Origin of the sequence: Brakhagea slesvicensis (assembly GCF_052161625.1) — a bacterium.
Lineage (GTDB): Bacteria > Planctomycetota > Planctomycetia > Pirellulales > Pirellulaceae > JBKCUI01.
On sequence record NZ_CP197412.1, the window covers coordinates 4,479,552 to 4,497,811 of the forward strand.

Annotated in this window: 21 protein-coding genes and 1 tRNA gene; 7 read left to right on the top strand and 15 right to left on the bottom strand. The window is 52.4% G+C overall.

The window, feature by feature from the left end; all coding sequences use genetic code 11:
- Positions 1-89: 89 nt before the first annotated feature.
- The 3 genes from istB to SH467x_RS17015 form a co-directional block, all read right to left on the bottom strand.
- On the bottom strand, positions 90-866 hold the full coding sequence (istB, locus tag SH467x_RS17005; RefSeq protein ID WP_482368295.1) for an IS21-like element helper ATPase IstB: 777 nt from the start codon (positions 864-866) through the stop codon (positions 90-92).
- Positions 863-2,392 carry an IS21 family transposase gene (istA, locus tag SH467x_RS17010; RefSeq protein ID WP_482368296.1) on the bottom strand — a complete coding sequence of 510 codons (1,530 nt, stop codon included), beginning with the start codon at positions 2,390-2,392 and terminating at the stop codon, positions 863-865. The genes istB and istA overlap by 4 nt, the downstream gene beginning before the upstream one ends.
- 326 nt (positions 2,393-2,718) lie before the next feature.
- A complete protein-coding gene (locus tag SH467x_RS17015) occupies positions 2,719-3,573 on the bottom strand; it encodes a hypothetical protein (protein WP_482368297.1) in 855 nt (284 codons plus the stop codon).
- Positions 3,574-4,318: 745 nt separating this feature from the next.
- On the opposite strand from SH467x_RS17015, the gene SH467x_RS17020 reads away from it, so the two are divergent.
- Genes SH467x_RS17020 through SH467x_RS17030 form a run of 3 tightly spaced genes read left to right on the top strand, consistent with a single transcriptional unit; the run spans position 4,319 to position 5,295 of the window.
- Entirely contained in the window at positions 4,319-4,546 is a 228-nt protein-coding gene (locus SH467x_RS17020; protein WP_482368298.1) for an AbrB/MazE/SpoVT family DNA-binding domain-containing protein, read from the top strand.
- A gap of 6 nt (positions 4,547-4,552) precedes the next feature.
- Entirely contained in the window at positions 4,553-4,930 is a 378-nt protein-coding gene (locus SH467x_RS17025) for a type II toxin-antitoxin system death-on-curing family toxin (protein ID WP_482368299.1), read from the top strand.
- Positions 4,930-5,295, top strand: a complete 366-nt coding sequence (locus tag SH467x_RS17030) for a hypothetical protein (protein ID WP_482368300.1) — start codon at positions 4,930-4,932, stop codon at positions 5,293-5,295. The genes SH467x_RS17025 and SH467x_RS17030 overlap by 1 nt, the downstream gene beginning before the upstream one ends.
- 154 nt (positions 5,296-5,449) lie before the next feature.
- Here the strand turns inward: SH467x_RS17030 and SH467x_RS17035 are convergent, their stop codons facing one another.
- The 6 genes from SH467x_RS17035 to SH467x_RS17060 all read right to left on the bottom strand — a co-directional run bounded on the left by SH467x_RS17035 (position 5,450) and on the right by SH467x_RS17060 (position 9,869).
- The gene (locus tag SH467x_RS17035; protein ID WP_482368301.1) at positions 5,450-5,935 is read right to left on the bottom strand and encodes a hypothetical protein; all 486 of its coding nucleotides are present in this window, start codon (positions 5,933-5,935) and stop codon (positions 5,450-5,452) included.
- Between the two features lie 91 nt (positions 5,936-6,026).
- Complete coding sequence (locus SH467x_RS17040) at positions 6,027-6,704, bottom strand: transglutaminase family protein (protein WP_482368302.1); 678 nt, start codon at positions 6,702-6,704, stop codon at positions 6,027-6,029.
- A 548-nt stretch (positions 6,705-7,252) separates the two neighbouring features.
- A complete protein-coding gene (locus SH467x_RS17045) occupies positions 7,253-7,705 on the bottom strand; it encodes a hypothetical protein (RefSeq protein ID WP_482368303.1) in 453 nt (150 codons plus the stop codon).
- A 67-nt stretch (positions 7,706-7,772) separates the two neighbouring features.
- The gene (locus SH467x_RS17050) at positions 7,773-8,264 is read right to left on the bottom strand and encodes a hypothetical protein (protein WP_482368304.1); all 492 of its coding nucleotides are present in this window, start codon (positions 8,262-8,264) and stop codon (positions 7,773-7,775) included.
- A 720-nt stretch (positions 8,265-8,984) separates the two neighbouring features.
- Positions 8,985-9,326 carry a hypothetical protein gene (locus SH467x_RS17055; RefSeq protein WP_482368305.1) on the bottom strand — a complete coding sequence of 114 codons (342 nt, stop codon included), beginning with the start codon at positions 9,324-9,326 and terminating at the stop codon, positions 8,985-8,987.
- A 204-nt stretch (positions 9,327-9,530) separates the two neighbouring features.
- Complete coding sequence (locus SH467x_RS17060; RefSeq protein WP_482368306.1) at positions 9,531-9,869, bottom strand: hypothetical protein; 339 nt, start codon at positions 9,867-9,869, stop codon at positions 9,531-9,533.
- A 596-nt stretch (positions 9,870-10,465) separates the two neighbouring features.
- On the opposite strand from SH467x_RS17060, the gene SH467x_RS17065 reads away from it, so the two are divergent.
- A complete protein-coding gene (locus tag SH467x_RS17065) occupies positions 10,466-10,687 on the top strand; it encodes an addiction module protein (protein ID WP_482368307.1) in 222 nt (73 codons plus the stop codon).
- A gap of 14 nt (positions 10,688-10,701) precedes the next feature.
- On the opposite strand, the gene SH467x_RS17070 is transcribed toward SH467x_RS17065, so the two are convergent.
- The 6 genes from SH467x_RS17070 to SH467x_RS17095 all read right to left on the bottom strand — a co-directional run bounded on the left by SH467x_RS17070 (position 10,702) and on the right by SH467x_RS17095 (position 14,997).
- Complete coding sequence (locus SH467x_RS17070) at positions 10,702-10,896, bottom strand: hypothetical protein (RefSeq protein ID WP_482368308.1); 195 nt, start codon at positions 10,894-10,896, stop codon at positions 10,702-10,704.
- A 109-nt stretch (positions 10,897-11,005) separates the two neighbouring features.
- Positions 11,006-11,182: a hypothetical protein gene (locus tag SH467x_RS17075; RefSeq protein ID WP_482368309.1), complete on the bottom strand. Its 177-nt coding sequence runs from the start codon at positions 11,180-11,182 to the stop codon at positions 11,006-11,008.
- 237 nt (positions 11,183-11,419) lie between these two features.
- Positions 11,420-11,508 (bottom strand) — tRNA-Ser (locus SH467x_RS17080).
- Positions 11,509-11,601: 93 nt separating this feature from the next.
- Positions 11,602-13,143: an ABC transporter permease/substrate-binding protein gene (locus SH467x_RS17085; RefSeq protein ID WP_482368310.1), complete on the bottom strand. Its 1,542-nt coding sequence runs from the start codon at positions 13,141-13,143 to the stop codon at positions 11,602-11,604.
- A complete protein-coding gene (locus tag SH467x_RS17090) occupies positions 13,140-13,871 on the bottom strand; it encodes an ATP-binding cassette domain-containing protein (RefSeq protein WP_482368311.1) in 732 nt (243 codons plus the stop codon). Before SH467x_RS17090 ends, SH467x_RS17085 begins: the two co-directional genes overlap by 4 nt.
- A 31-nt stretch (positions 13,872-13,902) precedes the next feature.
- Positions 13,903-14,997 (bottom strand): lysophospholipid acyltransferase family protein, encoded by a 1,095-nt coding sequence (locus SH467x_RS17095; RefSeq protein ID WP_482368312.1) that lies wholly within the window; start codon positions 14,995-14,997, stop codon positions 13,903-13,905.
- Between the two features lie 287 nt (positions 14,998-15,284).
- Between SH467x_RS17095 and SH467x_RS17100 the strand changes: the two genes are divergently transcribed.
- The 3 genes from SH467x_RS17100 to SH467x_RS17110 are packed head-to-tail and all read left to right on the top strand — an operon-like array spanning position 15,285 to position 18,241.
- Entirely contained in the window at positions 15,285-16,244 is a 960-nt protein-coding gene (locus tag SH467x_RS17100; protein ID WP_482368313.1) for a DUF3299 domain-containing protein, read from the top strand.
- Complete coding sequence (locus tag SH467x_RS17105) at positions 16,241-17,119, top strand: phosphoribosylaminoimidazolesuccinocarboxamide synthase (protein ID WP_482368314.1); 879 nt, start codon at positions 16,241-16,243, stop codon at positions 17,117-17,119. The genes SH467x_RS17100 and SH467x_RS17105 overlap by 4 nt, the downstream gene beginning before the upstream one ends.
- Before the next feature lie 48 nt (positions 17,120-17,167).
- Positions 17,168-18,241, top strand: coding sequence for a sugar phosphate isomerase/epimerase family protein (locus tag SH467x_RS17110; RefSeq protein ID WP_482368315.1), 1,074 nt, complete (start codon positions 17,168-17,170; stop codon positions 18,239-18,241).
- Positions 18,242-18,260 lie beyond the last annotated feature (19 nt).

Consider the following 18,260-nt stretch of genomic DNA (forward strand, 5'->3'; position numbering starts at 1 on the left):
CGCTTCAAACAGTACCACTCGTTTGCACTTCAAACAGTACCACTTTTGGTTAGATTCCATCCAGTTTGATGCTGGTACCGTTTGACACTCTATTTTTCGGCCGACGACCCGGTTGGCGCTTTGGTACTATTTGCACTTTTTCCGGTTTTATCCAAGCGGTAGCTTTTCCCCGTGATTTGAATCAGCTCCGCTCGGTGGAGGAAGCGATCCAAGATGGCAGAAGCACTCGGTACATCGCCGATCAGCTTGCCCCAATCGTCCAATGGACGGTTGCTCGTCATCATCGTTGATCGGACCTCATGGCGACGCATGATGACCTCGAAGAGATACTCTCCCGATCGCTTCGGCAACTGTTTCATCCCCATATCGTCAATGATCAGTAAGTCGGGCTTCAGATAACGCTGTAGCACGCGCTCATTGCCCTCCAACGCTTCGTCCTGAAGGAAGTCACGAACGCAGTCGAAAATCGAGCGATAGTAGACCGTGAAACCACAACGGATCGCACAGGCACCTATCGCTTGGCATAGATGACTTTTGCCCGTACCTGGTGGGCCGAGCCATAGCACGTCTCGTCGCTCACGGACGAAGCGGCAGGTTGCCAAGTCGAATACATCGCTCTTTTTGATCTTGGGATTGAATGCGAAATCAAAGTCCTCCAATCGCTTGGCATCGCGGAAACATGCACTAGCGATCCGCCTCGTTATCAAACGACTATCGCGAACCATGAGCTCATCTTGAAGCACAAGCTCAAGGAACTCTCTGTGACTGAGCCCTCGAGAAGACGCCTCATGGAGCCGTATCTCAAGCGAGTCTCCCATGCCTGAGAGACGAAGTTTCTTCAGTGTTGTGGTAAGTCCATCTGTCATTGTTGTGATCTTCCTTGAATTGATTGTTTTACAAAACCGCCGTACTCCGACATTGGGCGAATCATCGGATGTTCCTCCATGAACTCCATGGTTGCTTGCACTGCTTGTGCTTCCTTCTCAAGCAGGTTCTTAATCACTCGATAGCTGAAGGCTTGGCTCCTCCATGCAACGTCACAGGCTCGATCGATTTGACTGGCCTCGTACTTTTGACAGAGGCTCAATAGCCCTTGAATGGTTCTGGATCCCATCACACCACGTTCAGCGATCGCGGATTCAGCCCAACGCGTTGCGCATACCCCTAAAAACCTTACTTTTTTGAGCAAGTACTCGACACCACGTTCGATCCCATGAGTTTTGCGTGGATCGATGTGCTCTGCGTGAGTGCTGAAGCGTCCACGATCGAGGGTGCAATGCAATGCGATCTGCTCCATGCGATGATTGAGGATGCGAACGACCTGCGAATTCCATCGCACCCAAACATCGTAGCCAAGGTACTCAGGATCTACCGAGTAGAATGCACCTTGAACGGCCACATGGCCATCGCGCGTGACTCGTCGCTTCTCTTCGTTGTAGAAAGGAAAGCGATCTGGTCGCAGAGCTCCAAGGAATGGCTTTTCCGCTTCGAAAGCTTGCGAAACCTGCTTCTTGGTTGTGCCGTGGATGCGAGTATCGGCTACGGTCTTTTCCCAATGCTCCAAGTGCTCATTCTGTTGTTGAAGGGTATCAAACGTTTTTCCCTTAAGAGCGTTCTCCTGTACGTAGTCTACACCTCGTTCCACCTTGCCTTTGTGCCGAGGTGTTGCGGGACGCGTCGGTAGAAACGCGAAGTCGTAGTGCTTGCAGAACTCGAGAATCTTTGGATGCAGGACGGGATCGTACCAATCGGCCTTGAGAACAGCGCACTTGGCATTGTCGAACACAACCGTTTTAGGAACACCACCGAGCCTCCAGAATGCGTTCTCTAAACACCGAATAAAATTCTCCGTTGTGAGGCGCGTAATGGCCTCGGTGTACCCCTTTCGCGAGTGGCTAAGAACAGCGCGAAAGATGTAGGTTTTACGCATCGCTCCGGTGTGATCTTTGCAAGGCTTCCCCGCCCCAAAGTCAACCTGCAGTTCGTATCCGGCTTCGACCTCGATGCGTCGAAAGGGAAGTGGCTGGCCGTTCCCAAGCGAACGGACAAATCGATGTACCGACCAGTACTTTCCCGAGTAGCCATGATCGGATTGAAGGTCTTGAAAGATCCTCTGGCAATCCAGTCCTCGCTCTAGCATTTCCAGAATCACTTCCCGAAACGGCTCACACTTGCTCCGTGAAGCTCGAGAGGTCGCTGACGAGGTGTCCGACCCGGTTGGCACTTTGGTACTGTTTGGAGACTCCGAGCCGGTTGGCGCTTTCGCGTCATCCGAGGCCAATTCGGCCAAATGCCGGATAACGGCGCCCCGAGACACTCCAAGAGTGATTGCAATGGCTCTCTGACTGAGGCCTTGTTGACGTAACTGCTTGATAGCTAATGATTTATCCATACCCAGTTGATATACCACGATGCCGCCCGAAGTGAGATTCTGTGAAGAAGAACCACTCCAGGAAACTTCGTGAGCCTCCTTGCTTCAACTGGTACCGTTTGAAGCGCCAATGGCTGGTACTATCTGGGCGCCAAATGAAAGTAACAAATAAGTGGTTTTTGGTGAACCGTCGCAATACAACAGAAAGCACCATGGCAAGAATTGCCATCACCAAGAAGGTTACCTGAACTGGCAAGACAATCGGAGCAAACATAGGAAACTAGCGCTGGATGATCGGGATGATGTCGTCGATGACCGATCGGCGTTCCTGCCGTGATGGATCGGCATTAGCCACTGGGTGTTTGGTTTTCGGCATGGTAGTGAAGCTCAAAGACACGCACTCCGAATAGACTCATCGAATGGTCAGCCCTAATTCCGCCCACTCCATCAGAATAGACGCGTATCTGTTCGGTAAATCTCCTTAAATAATGATACCAAAGCTCACCCGATCGATCTTCTACCACGAAGTAAAACCCAGGTTCGCCCGGCCGAGTTCCGTGTGATCTCAGCAGTAGCGATCCATCTTCTTCAACGCTACACTGCAAAATGACGGTCGCAGATCCATACGGTAACGGAAAGACTACTTTGATGCATGGAGTTTTGTTGCTTAGAACCAAAGAACTGTAGCAACCTACGTAGATTGTCCGTCCACTTTGTAGTAAGCGACGTATCCAGAATCGATACTTGGCTCGTCCATCTTCGCCGCGTAACGCCACAATCTCGCTCGTGATGCCTCGCGCCGTCTCAAGCGGGTTCTGCGGTAGTGAAAGCTGTTTGATTCGGCGAGCAAACATCCAATCGACAGCCCAAGCGAATCCCCGCCACCCTGGACGCCACGCGGTCCACACATTCAATTTGTAACGGGCGGTATGCAAATAGAACTTCGCAACGTCCGGATGAAGTCGTGCCTTTGCGCCTGCGAGAAAATCAAATGATTCCAGCAGCCCTCCGTCACGCTCAACCACATCGATGATGAGATTCTCTTGAGCCGCAAGTTGATCTAAAACGGCCCCGTCGATTATACCTGGTCGGCCACGCGGACCTACGATCCAAGCCATATCGTTTCGAACGCGTGCGCCCAATGTGATATTCCATAGCTGAGTAATCCAATCGCAAAGTGGCTGTGGATGAGGAAGTGGCATGGTTTTACTGGTACCAAGATCCATGAGATCTTAGAAAGTTTGGATTCAACTTTGAGGATCGATGATTGTGACTTTGGAGTAACTCATCAGGGAATCCCGTTAGGCGCAATGTTCTTCCCGTCCAAGTCCATGTTTAGTGGAAAGTTCGCTCGTTTCAGGATACTAAATGACAGGAGATGAACCAGACCGCCCAGCCTTCCAATCTAGGCAATACCGCTGTCGTGGCTTGTTCTTTGATTGATTCGGAACGTAAGGCGTCAGCGAAAAAGAATTAGCTAACGGTGTAAAGACCCAAAGCAACCCAGCTCGAATCCTACCACCTCCGCTAGCTCGGATGTGGCCTTCGGGGGCGATGCAAAACCCCAGTATTTTAGCGAGTCGCGCGACGCGAAAAACGACTCGATTTGGGGTGCGCGACGCGAAATGCAACCACGCGGTCCGCCATGCACCGAGCCCGCATGGTCGCTACAGAACTCCAAAGGAACTGCCCAGAAATGCGAAAAACACTGGGAAAACCAGGGTTTTTGAGTGGAGAGGACAGGTGCCGAACTTCTGAGTGTTTTCCCAATGCTTTTGAAGAGTTCGTAAGGCAGTTGCTGTGGAATCGCAAGGAGCAGGGTGGGTCGTCGATCGTCTCAGCCGTCGCTAGGGAATGACGGAAGTTCCTTGACTTCGGGGAGCTTAAAAGCAATTATGTACTTACATTGGTCGACCATTACGTTCGATTCTAGCTGGGGAGCAGGCGATGATCAAGAATTTGGTGAAACATGGAAACAGCTGGGCGGTTGTCATCGATCGTCCCATCTTGGATTTGCTCAAAATCGCACCTGAGTCCCAAGTCGAATTGACTACCGATGGCAAGTCCATTCGGATCGCGCCTGTCGATTCTGACGACAAGAAAGCCAAGGTTCGCGCTGCACGAGCCAAGGTGAATTCGAAGCACTCCAAGGCTTTCAAAAAACTCGCGGAGTGATAGCCCGTGGTGTTCCTAACCCTGGATGACATCCTGGAATCTCATCTAAATCAAATCGATACCTACGGTGGCTGTCACGGTATCCGAGATATCGGTCTGCTTGAATCTGCCATCGCTCAACCCGAGGCAAGCTTCGGCGGTCAGTACTTGCACGCAGACATTTTTGAAATGGCTGCCGCTTACCTTTATCATCTGGTGATGAATCATCCGTTCGTCGATGGGAACAAACGTGTAGGTCTGGAAGCAGCGTTGATATTTTTGGAAATTAACGACAAAAGCTTAATCGCAAACGATGACGAACTTGTTGATCTTGTGCTGAAGACCACTGCTGGCCAAATTGGGAAACGGGAAATCGCAGAGTTATTCCGATCCCACTGCGCGTGATGAAGCGGCACTCTTTTCACCCTACCCTCAACGAAGCCTTCGAGATCTTCGGCGACAATAGCGAGTTTGTGGTTGCCGCTCCACAATATCGAGCTGCCGCCGACACAGCGATGGGTTGGAAGAAATCGAACCTACGGACCGAGATGACGCGACTGTTGCGCCGCGCCGGAGTCTCGGGTTGGCCACGATTGTTCCACTCGATGCGGGCTAGCCGGCAAACAGAACTGCAGCGAGAGTTTCCGTTGCATGTAGTTTGCTCTTGGCTTGGTAACTCACCACGGATCGCACAGCAGAGTTACTTGCTGGTTACTGAGGATGATTTCGCAAAGGCGGCCGGCGTGCCGAAGGTGATGGTGGAGGGGTGAGTCAATCGCTGGTGTGGGGAGGGTGCCCGGCGACGGGCATCCTTACCCGATTTCTGTCTTTGCTTCCATCCAATGGCGGGTTCGAAGCACCAATAAGTTTGGTTATCATGCGCCGGTCGTTCTCCGTGAGTTCATGCTCGTAGCTGGCTACGAATCATTTGTCCTTTTGAACTCGTTCTAATCGACGTCTTTCCAACCATTCTCCAGTCTCATTGGTAAAAACTCGATGCACCACCAGTAGATCATCAGCAGAGCTTTCGTCGCCACAGATAGCAACTAAGTTGAACGAAATCTGCGCATAATCCTTTTTCCAAGGAACTCGAATTGAAGAAAGCAATGTCCCCCGTGAGTCCTTCGCTGAATTTATCACTTCGCGTTCAAACTGAATTTGATCCTTTGAGGCGACACTATAGTCTAGCGAAATAAAGTGAATCTGTTCTGGATGAGGGGTATCGCCCAACAGCCAATCTCCGATGATTTTCACCTTCTTCTCGTCGTTTGCCTTTTCAAGATCCGAATTGAGCTTGAATTTAGTGAAGAAAGCTATTTCGCTCTGAGAGAGCAACTCAGTTTGCCCATAGCTTAGACTCGAAAAAAACGAGACAAACAACAGGCTTCTAATGGTATTCGAAAAGGACATGTCATATTCTCAAAAAAGGTTTATAAAATCCTCGAGTGCATTTCCATCAATGACGCTGTCACTTCGATCAATGAATTGATCGACGTTTACGTCAGGCAAGGATGGTGGACAAGGACAATTGTTTTTTATGCAAACACCGACCTGAAGTCTTGATTGTGATACAGTCCGAATGTTCACAGTTGCCGTGACATTTCCGATTACGGGAACAGTGGCCGTGTTCCACTTCATCTTGAGAAATCGGATGAGGCCAAGACATATAGTGCTTGTCCTCGAAGCTGTTCATCCCTTGGTTCGTACCCTCGATGTTCAGTCGCTCTCCGCGACCATCCCAACGACAAAAGACATGCTCCTTCGCATTTACCAGAAATACAGGGTATCCAAGCCGTCTTGCGACCGCAGTGTACAACGCAGGCATTGAAACACAGGTTCCGCCATTCTTACTTCCAATCATCCCGTGAATGAAAAGATCTTCTGACTTCGTGAAGTCGACATCCTTCACCCGAGCCGTGTTGTAATGAACACCGTAATCTTGTTGCAGAACGGTTACGAGCAAAAGCATTCGGAAATAAGCTTCCGAGTTTTGAAATTCGCCAGGCTTCTTGATGAACTGGTGAAAGTTACGATCTGTCTCGACACGTACCCGATTCGCCCATCCAGCAAGTTCATGTAGCGTATTGCTCACATCCAAGTTTTCCGATCCAGGCAATCCTTCGGCTGATCGAAGGTTCAACAAAGCTATGTCCTGCTTTGCCAGCTCTTCTTCCGACATCAAGACAAGGTCACTGAACGCTGGATGTGTTTTTTGTGAGCAGAGCTGTGTGTACCTACACGTGGCTTAGCGCGAGGACTAGCGAAGAAAAAGGTCGTTGCAAGAATCGCAGCCAAAGCAACCGCAACGACAGGGAGCAAGACCCTTCGGCGAGATTGCTGCAGAGCTACTGACACGGCTCGTTTCTGTGGAACTAGAACTCTTCGCCGTTTCTTACTCACGCACTCTACTCCTTCGTGACGCTACGAACAAAATTGGACCAGGGTCTGGTATCGATTGCAACTGAATTCTGCATCATTTTGCTTAAAAGACAGAACGCTGGCGATCAGCGAGGCCGAGGAGTTGACTCAACCCAATTCAAAAACGGCCGATCGAGGCCTTCGTCTGCATCGCTTGGGTACGCCCGGCACGGGCGTTGGTTAATGGGGTTCAAGTCGCCTTTGCGAAATAGGAATTTCGAGGAGACTAGTATACCAAATGGCGGTTGCGAAAGTACAAGTACTCGGTGGTGTTGGGAGCTTGCCCAGCAACGGGCATCCTTAGCTCGATTACGCCACATTGCGACTGCGGCGTAAGCCGGAAATGAGTATGCCAGCCATGAGCAACAGTGAAACCATTCCACTTAGTACAGTGATATGGAAGCCCTGACCTCGCATTCCGGTCAGTAAAGCCGCTGCGATTGGAAGCAACAATGTTGCACAGCATGCGTTGATCTGGCGATTTCTGACGGTTCTATCGACCGGCCATTTTCTCGATCGCATTCGGTAGACGAAGCCGCCAACGGGAAAGCTAATCAATATCAGAAGATAGCCTAGCGGGTTTGGATCGTCCTTCACCGCCATGGATCTAGAAAGGAGGAGAGGAATGGAAATGATGGCTGCAATGATCCCAGCAGTTGCGAAGTAGAGTAACGGCCCCCTTCGATCCGTCGTACCGGGAGGCACTTGCGCACAAGAATCCGTATCCTTGGGCGGCGCGTATGGATTGAGGTCGTAACTCATGGACTTATTAGAATTTGGATTGGCCCGATGGCTTAACGACGGCAATCAACCAATTACCACCAATAACCTACGAATCGAATTGTCTGCCGATCGGCGACTTGGGTGGATCGCTTGGGTTGTCCACGGTTTTTGAGTCATTGACGTTGGTCGGCTTTGGCGCGGCTAGCGCTACAATGCACGACCGGCGAAAACCGAAGTAGCCAATTGCGATGTTTAGCAGGCAGTATACCGCAATCGCGATCGGGCTCGCTCCATGTTCGAGCAATTTTGGAGTGTCGAGGTAGCGGTCGCCAGAAAGCCAAGCAATCGCAATATAGGTTCCGTTTGCGATAATACAAAAGTTGGCAATGAACCACATCCATTCTCGCTGCACAATCACCGCCACGGCAGCGGGAGCCAAGACACCAATCATCAATCCTGCCCATAGTGTCACCAACGGATATGGATCTGGTTCAAAGATGCTATAAGGAAGATGCCACGGCCACAGATCTGCCGATATCAGCGATCCACCACAGCATATTCCACCGATGATGTGCCCCATCTCGTGGATCGTTGTCATAGTCACCCAACTGATCGCCAGCAGGAGCACAAATCGAGGGAAGCGAGGATTCAAGAAATGGCACCCTGATTTTTTCGAGCCGCGAGTGGTGCCCAAGCCGCAACAACCGTGGCGGTGAAGAGTGCAATCCCTGAGCAAGCGAGCGGTGGGTAGTATAGCACAGCTTCCGATGGGTCAGGACCGTACCTTGTAATTTGGTCGCTCCAAAATGCGTTGTTGATTGCCCAACCGCAAAGCGAAACGGTTACTAGGAGCAAAACTGAAATGGCATTTTGTCGGGCGATTGAGAAGGCAATGCCAATTCCGGTCGCTGCACTCATTAGTGTACACATCGGAAGAGAGATGAGGCCTGCTTGTTGACCGTACGACAAAAATGGCTCGGTTGTTGTATCGCGGTTTTCGAGAGCAACCGCAGCGAATAGATATCCAATGAATCCGGCAAGTCCGCCGAGGATTGGGAGACCCAAAAAAGACAATTTCGTCCAAGCAGAACCTGAAGAAATTGAACGTCGAGTTGCAGTATCTGTGTCAAGAGTGACTGGAGATCGATATGGTGAGTCGTCGTCGAGCATGAGGTTTGGTCCCATAACGGCAGCATTCATCAATGTTGCGGCGTGAGCTGTAATCGGAGTGAAGTGGGCTTTACCCTACCTGCGAGTTCGGTGCGTCGCGAAGTGCTGACTACGTGGTCGTGTGTTATCATCAACCGTATGCCGCTTCTTACTCAGCTGTGTAGAACTGGCTGTCCAGCAATCCAGCGAAATGCAAACCATAGAGCGTCGCGTAAAAAGTCAGGGCCATTAGGAGCGTCATTCCGATTCCATGCACGCATGCCGTTAATAAACCACGACTGCCGGATCGATAAACTAGATAAATGATCGCACCAACGGGCCAAGCAAAAAAGTAAAGCATCTGAAGTACAGGCAAAAATGCCAAACTACGCGATTTTGCATCGTAACGTGCCCACAGAGTTGCGAGCAAAGCGAATGCAAACGCAGCAATCAAGAACAGTCTGCCGTTATCGGGAGACGCAATCTGCAGTCCACCCCAAAGTGCAGACATGATGTAAAGGCCAACAACGCAGTATCGCGACCATCGTCCAAATTTAGATTGTTGCACCAAGGTTCGATTTATCCGCCTCGAATGGATTTCGGAAGATCTTGAGTGATCGCTGTGGAATCGAAGTCCCTGACATTCTCGCCCGTTATCCAGGTCGGGTCAATCTTGCGATCCCTGAATGAAGCGATCGTTTGGGTACATTGTTTGTCAGGAATCGATGAATGGATACAAGCCTAAGATTCCGTCATGATCATACGATGCAACGTGCATCCTCCCGCATATTGAAGTGACTGTCCCAGGTTTTGCGCCGCTGTTTTCTGCAAGCCATTCACGAATGGAATTCTTGCGCCGTTCTTCAACATCGGGTCGAGCATAGAACGCCTTCGCAGTTTCTGAGTAGCGAATGAACAGCAGATCAATGGCGGCTCGGCATGATTGATCGACCGCCCATTTCTCTTCTTCTGTGAGCTTTCCCGATTGCATTAGACGCTCGACAATGGGAATGAGTCGGTCAAGATCCTCGATGCTGAAATCATCTGCAGACATTTTGGGAACCAGCAGTGTGTGGGCTGCTTTCGTTTTTATGGACGACTACGCCTCGTTAGCGTGACGCTTTACCCTGATGGAGTCAAGTTGCGGAAGCGTCAGCGTATCAGCGTACTCCTAGTTCGAATCCTACCCGCTCCACTAGCTCGGATGTGGCCTTCGGGAGCGATGGAGAACCCCAATATTAAGGCGAGTCGCGCGACTCTAAAAACGACTCGATTTTCGGTGCGCGACGCGGAATACAACGCCGCGATCCGCCATGCACCGAGCCAGCATGGGCGCTACAGAACTCCAAAGGAACTGCCCAGAAATGCGAAAAACCCTGGGAACAAGTTTTGTGAGTAGAAAGTGGAAAGTAGAGCAGTCCTTCGGACAGGACAGGACTCGAACTTTTCGATGTTTTCCCAATGTTTATTAAGAGTTCGAAAGGCACCCACTTGCTTTGGCATAGGTAGACAGTAAGCCCGTTGATGGGGCTTGTTTGTGTGAATGCCTTGACTTTCAGGGATTAGAACGCGACTATCAATCGATCAGAGGTGCGAAAGATTGCTTGAACCGAAATTCCGACTCAAATTGCTACGTTAGGACGCTTCGTGATGAATGTAGAGCAAACCATTATGGAGATTGCTACGCTTCCTATCGATGTTCGCCTACGGGTTGTGTCTGCCATCTGGAACACGCTACCGCAGGATGCTGATTTGTCGCCAAGTGCCCTTCAACAGGCTGAACTGGATCAGAGACTCTCCGAGCACCGCAAGGATCCTGGTTCGGCGATTTCCCATGAGGAGATTATGCGACGTGTGAAGAGTCGCCGGTAATGTGGAGACTCGTTTTACGCCCGCAGGTCGAAGACGACCTCGTGGATACGTCTCTTTGGTACGACACGAAGCAAATCGGCTTGGGAGATCAGTTCCTCGATGAGTACATCGCCGCAATCGATCGTATCTTGGACAACCCATTTTTGTTTTAGGTAGCTGCCAATGGTCTTCGCCCCTGCTTGATTAAACGATTCTCTTACGTCATTCATTTCATAGTCGAAGAGGATCAGATCATCGTGATCGCGGTGATGAATGCTGCAAGGGACGATTCAAGTTTCACGCATCGAATTCCCTGATGCTTCGGCCCCCTCGGAAACGCTATCGCTGCGCCCCAGTATCGGGCCGCAGCGAACAGGGCGATGGTTTTGACCGTACGACAAAAATGGCTCGGTTGTTGTATCGCGGTTTTCGGTCGGATTTGTAGTGACTTTCTGCTTCGCGATACGTGCGAAAAGCCTCGGGATGCTCGGTGTAACGCAAGAACTTCTTGGTCATTGCAACCTAGTTCGAATCCGACCACCTCTACGGCAAAACCCCATGCTTTCCCTGGGAAAACGGAGGTTTTGAGACGACTCTGGCGACTCACTGAAAGACTCGCCAGCGGGCGATGCAGCGCACAAGACGACGCGGCACCTGCAGGAATGGATAGGCACGAACTCCAAAGGAACTGCCCAGAAATGCGAAAAACCCTGGGAAAACCAGGGTTTTTGAGCATGGGCTTCAAGAAAACAACGGAGAGGACAGGATTCGAACCTGCGGTAAGGAGTTAACCCTACGCCGAATTAGCAATCCGGTGCTTTAGACCACTCAGCCACCTCTCCAACACAGGCGTATTGTGCCGAATTCTGCGCCCGATGCAAGCTCGGTTTGGGGGCATTTCTGCTCCTTGCTTGTCGCCGCCTGCCACCCCACCGCTACCGAAGCCGCAGCCCTGGGGATACAAACCGCTTTTCGACAAACGAAAACGCATATTGCACCAAAACGGCCATCGCTGCCGCAGGTATCGCCCCTTGCAAAATCAGCGGCAAACTCATCAACCGAATTCCCGTCAAAATCGGAGCTCCATATCCCCCCGCCCCAATCAACGCTCCGATCGTCGCCGTCCCCACATTGATCACCGCCGCCGTTTTGATCCCAGCCAAGATTGAGGGCATCGCAAGGGGGATCTCGACCAACCTCAAGCGAGCCGCCGGTGGCAATCCCAATACCACTGCCGACTCCATGGTGTTGGTTGGGATCTGCGTTAACCCCGAATACGTGTTCCTCACAATCGGCAACAAACTGTAAAAGAACAACGCCGCAATCGCCGGCAATGCCCCCAATCCAAATACGGGGATCATGAACACAAGCAATGCCATCGAAGGCAACGTCTGCACCACACTCACCACTCCCAGAATCACATTCCCGAAATGCTCATTCTTCGCCGAGAGTATTCCCAGCGGAACAGCGCACAGAATCGCCAGTAGCAATGATATGGCCACCAAGAGCACGTGCTCTCGCGTCGTCTTGACCAATCGCTGCACCATCCGGGCTGCTTGGTCCTTTCTCCCAACCTCCAACAGGGGGGCATTGAGCTGCATCGTCTCATTCAAAAAACGCGCTGCCACGTTGCTCTCCAACTCTCGATCCAACCGCACCTTGGCCGACATCGCAGACATTGTTTTGGAATCAAGTTTCCCCACTAACTCCAAGATCCTCGCTGCGATGGGTGGATTGCGTTCTGCAAACTCTTGACGCATCAAAATGACCGCATAGTAGGTAGGGAAATATCCCAAATCGTCTTCCAGTACCCGAAGCTTATAGAAGTCGATCTCCGCATCGGTCGTGTAAATGTCGGTGATGTCGATGGCTCCCTTTTCCAGCCCTCGGTAGGCAAGATTGTGGTCCATGGTTTTGATACGGAAGTCGGGGAATCGATATTTTTCGGCGAGCTGTTTCCAGCCATCTTGCCGCTCCATAAATTCGTCGCTGATCCCAAACTCCAACTCGGGATGATTTCGCAAGTCGCTGATCTTGGTAATCCCAAGTCTAGCTGCATCCGTCTCGCGCATCCCCAACGCGTAGGTATTGTTGAACCCGAGTCGGTCGGACATGAGGATCCCTTTCTTTGCCATCGCTTCGCGCATGTCTTGCTCGCTGCGAATCGTATTTCCCTCGCGGATCGAATCCGAAAGCAACTCTTCCCGAATGGTGCCCGTGTAGTCGACATAGGCGTCGACGTCGCCGGCTTGCAAGGCTTTCCAGAGGACTTGCGTCCCTCCCAGCTCCGCTTTGTGTTCGCATTGGGCACCGGCCGAGCGAGCCAGATGGGCCAAGCATTCGCCGAGCAATACCGATTCCGTGAAGCCCTTGGAGCCTACTTTGACTTCCGATTCAGCTTTGGTCGTCGAAGCGAAGGCGAGTGGGACAGATACAACCAAGACAGACGTGATCAAACGGACAATGCGTTGCATCATGCACCTGGAATTCGTTGGGCGTTGATAAAGCGGGTTACATAGTCATTGGCCGGTTTGTGGATCAAGTCGTCGAGCACGCCGTCTTGGACGATTTGGCCATCGGAGAGGAGCAGAACACGATCGCCAAAAAAGCCGGCTTCTCCCATGTCGTGGGTGACCATAATCGATGTCTTCTTTAACGTTTGAAAAATGCTGCGTAGATCTTCTTGCAAGTCATAGCGGACCAGCGGATCGAGGGCCCCCATCGGTTCGTCCAAAAGGATTACGGGTGGATCCATCATCAGCGCTCGCATGATTCCCACACGCTGCCTCTGGCCACCCGACATCTGAAGGGGATAGCGATCGAGCGCGATTCGAGGGAGGCGGGTCAACTCCGCTAATTCCTGTACGCGGGAAGCGATTCGGTCCGCAGCCCAACCCAAATGCTGGGCTAGGATTCCGACATTCTCTTTCGCCGTCAGGTGGGGAAAGAGCCCACCGTCTTGAATGACGTATCCCATACGCTGTCTCAGGTGCAGTACATTGTTCTGATTCAAGATTTGCCCGTCGAATTCGATGGTCCCCGAATCGGCTGGAATCAAACCAATGAGAACGCGGAGCAAGGTGCTTTTGCCACAACCGCTGGGCCCGATCAAGACGGTTGACTCGCCTGTTCGAAAGGTCAGTGTGGTCGGTTGGAGGACTTGATGGTCCCCGAAAGATTTACTGACATTGGTCAAGGTAAACATGGCATGGTCCAGGAGAATGGGAGAGCGTGGATCAGAGAAGGGGCGTGGGCGAGGCGTTGAGTGTATCGAGCATGGTCTGAACGCGATTCTGCATTTCCGTTGTCAGGCTTGAAACGCTGTTTGATTTGCTGGAGTGCTTGTCCAACCAAATGGGAGTATCGAATTGCACCGTTACCCGTTTAGCGCCATGCACGGTGGGGTAGGCACAGCCGAGAACGTCTTCCTCTAATTTATCGATGGTTTCCGCGAGGCGTTCGATGGAGTCGGAGTCTCCGAGGTAGGTGCCTGGGTAGCTGTAAAGCTGTGTTGCCATGAACATTTTGTTCATGTCTTCGTCCCACTCGCGGCGTTCGCGCTCTGTCGCGGTTGTTCGTTGGGATTCCCGCTGCTGGATGATGGCTTGCCGTATCCCTTTGATCCGTTCAGGAGGGAGAGCGTCTTTTTTGGCGATCGCGTATTTGGACTCGCATTCGTTCAAGAGAGCCAGCATGAGACCTTGGATGCGATCGCGAAGGGACCCTTGCTGCGTCCCTTTCAAGTATTCGGTTTCTTTGAGGGCTAGCAGTCCTTCGGCGATGTGAAGCACGCGTTCTTGGAGGGTGCGGTGTCCTTTTTCGGTCCAGTGCAGCGAGCGTTCGATTCGGCTAAGGGATTGTTGGAGGCTAGAAGTAGGATCGTCCAGGTACCACCGTTTGATTGCGACCGGGATGATAGCAACGGGACGTTCCGATTTTTTGGCGGCGATCAATGCCATCGCTGCGGCACCTTCGCGAAACGGCGTCACGCGATCGTTGGTGTGGTAGATGTCACCTTCTGGGAAGACCACAAGCGGGTTGGTGCGTGATTTCAGAATATCGACGGCGGTCTTCAATGCTTGCATGTCCGTACCTTCGCGGTCGACGCTGAAGCATCCGCATCGCTGCATCGATTCGCGCGCGAATCGGGAGCTGACCGCGAAGACTTGCCAGGCCGTCATGAAATAGAACGGTGTTCGCAGTTGTTCGGCAGCGCGAAGCAGGCAGTAGGAGTCCCAGTGAAACGAGTGGTTCGGTGCGAGCAAGATACCCGCATTTCGATCGATCGATCGAGCGATCGCGTCGCAGCCCAAGAGTGTGATATCGGTCATTCTTTGGCTTCGAAGATCTCGATCTCGAATCCATTTGCAGAGACGGAACCACCAGGGCGTAAGTTTCGGCGGCCAATGTTCGCAAGGCACGCCATAGGGCTGTTCGTTCATTGTCGATTCGCGCGTGATTAGGAAAAAGACGCAGTTATTGTAATCGCGTCGCGACTTCCTGTTGGTGTTCCAGCTAGAAATCGGAGGGGTGAGCCTAGCAAGGGGAACGGTAAGAGAGGTAAGATGATCGGTTGCACGATGGGCTCCCCCCTTCCCAAAACCCTTACAGGAAAACGATGACCCAATCTTCGACAGGATGGACTCGGTGGACACTCCAGCGGCAATCGAGCGACAATCCGATCCTCGGCATTGATTCGCAATGGATTGCCGGTGTGCTGACCGCGTTGGCACTGCTGACGATGGTCGGTTGCGAGCCTGCCAAAACGCAGAATGAGAATCCGGGGAGTGGTGTAGGCATCGATTCAACGTCGAAGGAGCTCGCGAACTCCGAGTCCACTGCTCAACCTCCTTCACCACCGGAACCTCCCAGTCCCGATCCAGCCCCCGTGCGATCCGAAGTCGCGGAACCAGCCGGCGACGCGGAACCAGCCGGCGTTACGGGCATCTCGGATGAGAAAGCGGTTCCCAGTGAGGATATACCGGAGAAAGCTGATGACGCGGCGTTACCATCGCCGCCGCCCGGGGAGGCGCCTTCTGATTCGAGCGGCACAGCCGCTTCCACGGTCCAAGGAGCTGCATCTCCTCGCAACCGATTCCTTCCCCCAAATCGCAATCCGCAAACCGCGAATCAGCCCGCCAAGACCGAGAAGGCAACGGTCGAGGAACGCAAGGCGCGCGAGGCTGCCAAGAAGCGAGGAGAACTCACTTTCGACGATCTGAAGTTTGATATGGAGAAGGGTGCGGAGTTCAAGAACGATATGTTGGGGAGTTCGAATTGGGAACTTCACGAAAAAACATGGAAGATACGAGGCTTCATACTCCCAACCACGCTTTTTAGTCAGACCGGGATCACCGAGTTCGTGTTGGTTCGCGATAATCAAGAGTGCTGTTTCGGGCCCGGTGCCGCACTGTACGATTGTATCATTGTTAAGATGGTGCCCGGTAAAACCATCAATTACACCACGCGCGTGGTCAGTGTGAAGGGAAAATTGGAAATCGACACGGAGTCGTTTCAATATCCTGACGATGGTGGCCACTACGCCGTTTACAAAATGACCGCAGAAGAGGTGAAATGAGCCGCGTCGTCCTCCAAACCAATTTGCCCTTTCCTCGCCGGCAGGGAAAGGTACGCGATGTTTACGATCTGGATGATCGATTATTGATTGTGAGTACCGATCGCATCAGCGCGTTCGATTGGGTCATGCCAAACGGTATTCCTGACAAGGGCAAAGTGCTCACGCAACTGAGTTTGTTCTGGTTTGATGTCCTCGGCGTCGACAATCATTTCCTCAGTTCGGAATTGCCGGACGAAGTGAAAGCGCACGATCCGGAGCATTTGCTGGTCGGACGCAGCATGGTGGTCAAAAAAGCGAAAGTGGTCCCGTTCGAATGCGTGGTCCGTGGCTATTTGGAAGGTAGTGGCTGGAAAGACTATCAAGCGACGGGGCAAGTCTGCGGTATCGATCTTCCCCAAGGTTTGAAGCAATGCGATCGACTTCCTGAACCCCTGTTCACGCCCTCCACGAAAGCGGAAGAAGGGCATGATCAAAACGTTTCGTTTGATTACATGGCCAATGCGATCGGCGAAGGCTTGGCGACGGAATTGAGAGCCAAGACGCTTCAGGTTTATCAAAAGGGGACCGAGATCGCTCGCTCCCGGGGAATTCTCATCGCCGATACCAAACTGGAATGGGGCTGCTGCCACGAGCAACTGATTTTGGTTGATGAAGTCCTTACGCCGGACAGTTCCCGTTTTTGGCCCCTCGACGGTTGGGAGCCGGGGCGTCCCCAAGCCTCGTTTGATAAACAATTCGTCCGCGAGTACCTCATGAGCACGACTTGGGATCGCAACAGTCCGCCACCGGTGCTACCCGACGCGATCGTCGAACAAACGCGACAGCGCTATATCGAGGCCTGCGAACGCATTACCCAAAAGACTTTCACGCTCTGACGATTCTTCCCCCCATCACTTCCCTCCGATCCCTAAGAGAGACCCACCATGCAACACGATTCCCAATCCGACATCGAAACCGTTCCATCGACCCCCATCCCTGCAACTCGCATATCGGTCGGTTCTACGTCCGAATCAAACTCCGGTGCATCAGATCGTTCCGGATTGCGACGTCGAGGTTTCTTGGGGGCCGCTGCTGCCGCGACGGCGTGGGTTGCTGCTCCTGGGCGAGGGGCCGCAGTGGCGCAAGGCGTCACGCTGGCCGAGATACCCAAGACGATTGTGCCACCGGAGGGAAAGCAGGTTTTGCTTTCGTGCAAGCTGGGGATGATTGCCAAGAAAGCGGGTGGGAAGGAATTGAGTTTGGTCGAGCGTTTGCGGATGGCGGCCGAGGCTGGATTTGATGGTGTCGATTTCGATGAAGCGGGAGCGTACACGGTCGAGCAAGCGAAGGCGGCCGTTTGGGAGTCGGGTGTCTTTTGCCACAACGCCATCAATCATGCACACTGGCAAGCTACGCTGACGAACCAGGATCCCGCGATCCGTGCGAAAGGAGTCGCCAATATTGAGCATTGCATTCGGGTTTCGCATGCGATCGGAGGGTCCGGCGTGTTGATTGTGATCGGTAAAGGAGAGGATGGAACTCCGCAAGAGTGCGACGAGCGAGCCTCCAGCGAAATTCGCAAGTTGATTCCGCTCGCCGCGTCCCTTGGACAGCCGATATTGATCGAGAATGTTTGGAACAAGATCCATTACGATCACGACAAGCCACCCGAACAATCGGCCGAGCGATTCGTCAAGTTTGTCGATAGTTTCAACAGTCGCTGGGTTGGTATGTATTACGACATCGGAAACCATTGGAAGTACGGGCAGCCTCGCGAATGGCTCCGTCAGTTCGGTCATCGCGCTGTGAAGCTTGATGTGAAGGGTTTCAGCCGCGCGAAGAACAAGTTCGTCGACATCACCTCGGAAGACGACGATTTGCCTTGGGGAGAAGTGCAGGCGGGTCTGAAGGATATCGGCTTCACCGGTTGGGCGACCGCGGAGGTTGGGGGTGGAGATGTCGAGCGATTGACAATCGTCCGCAAGCAGATGGAGAAGGCATTTGGTATCGTCGGCTAGGTCATTCCTGCCGCATTGC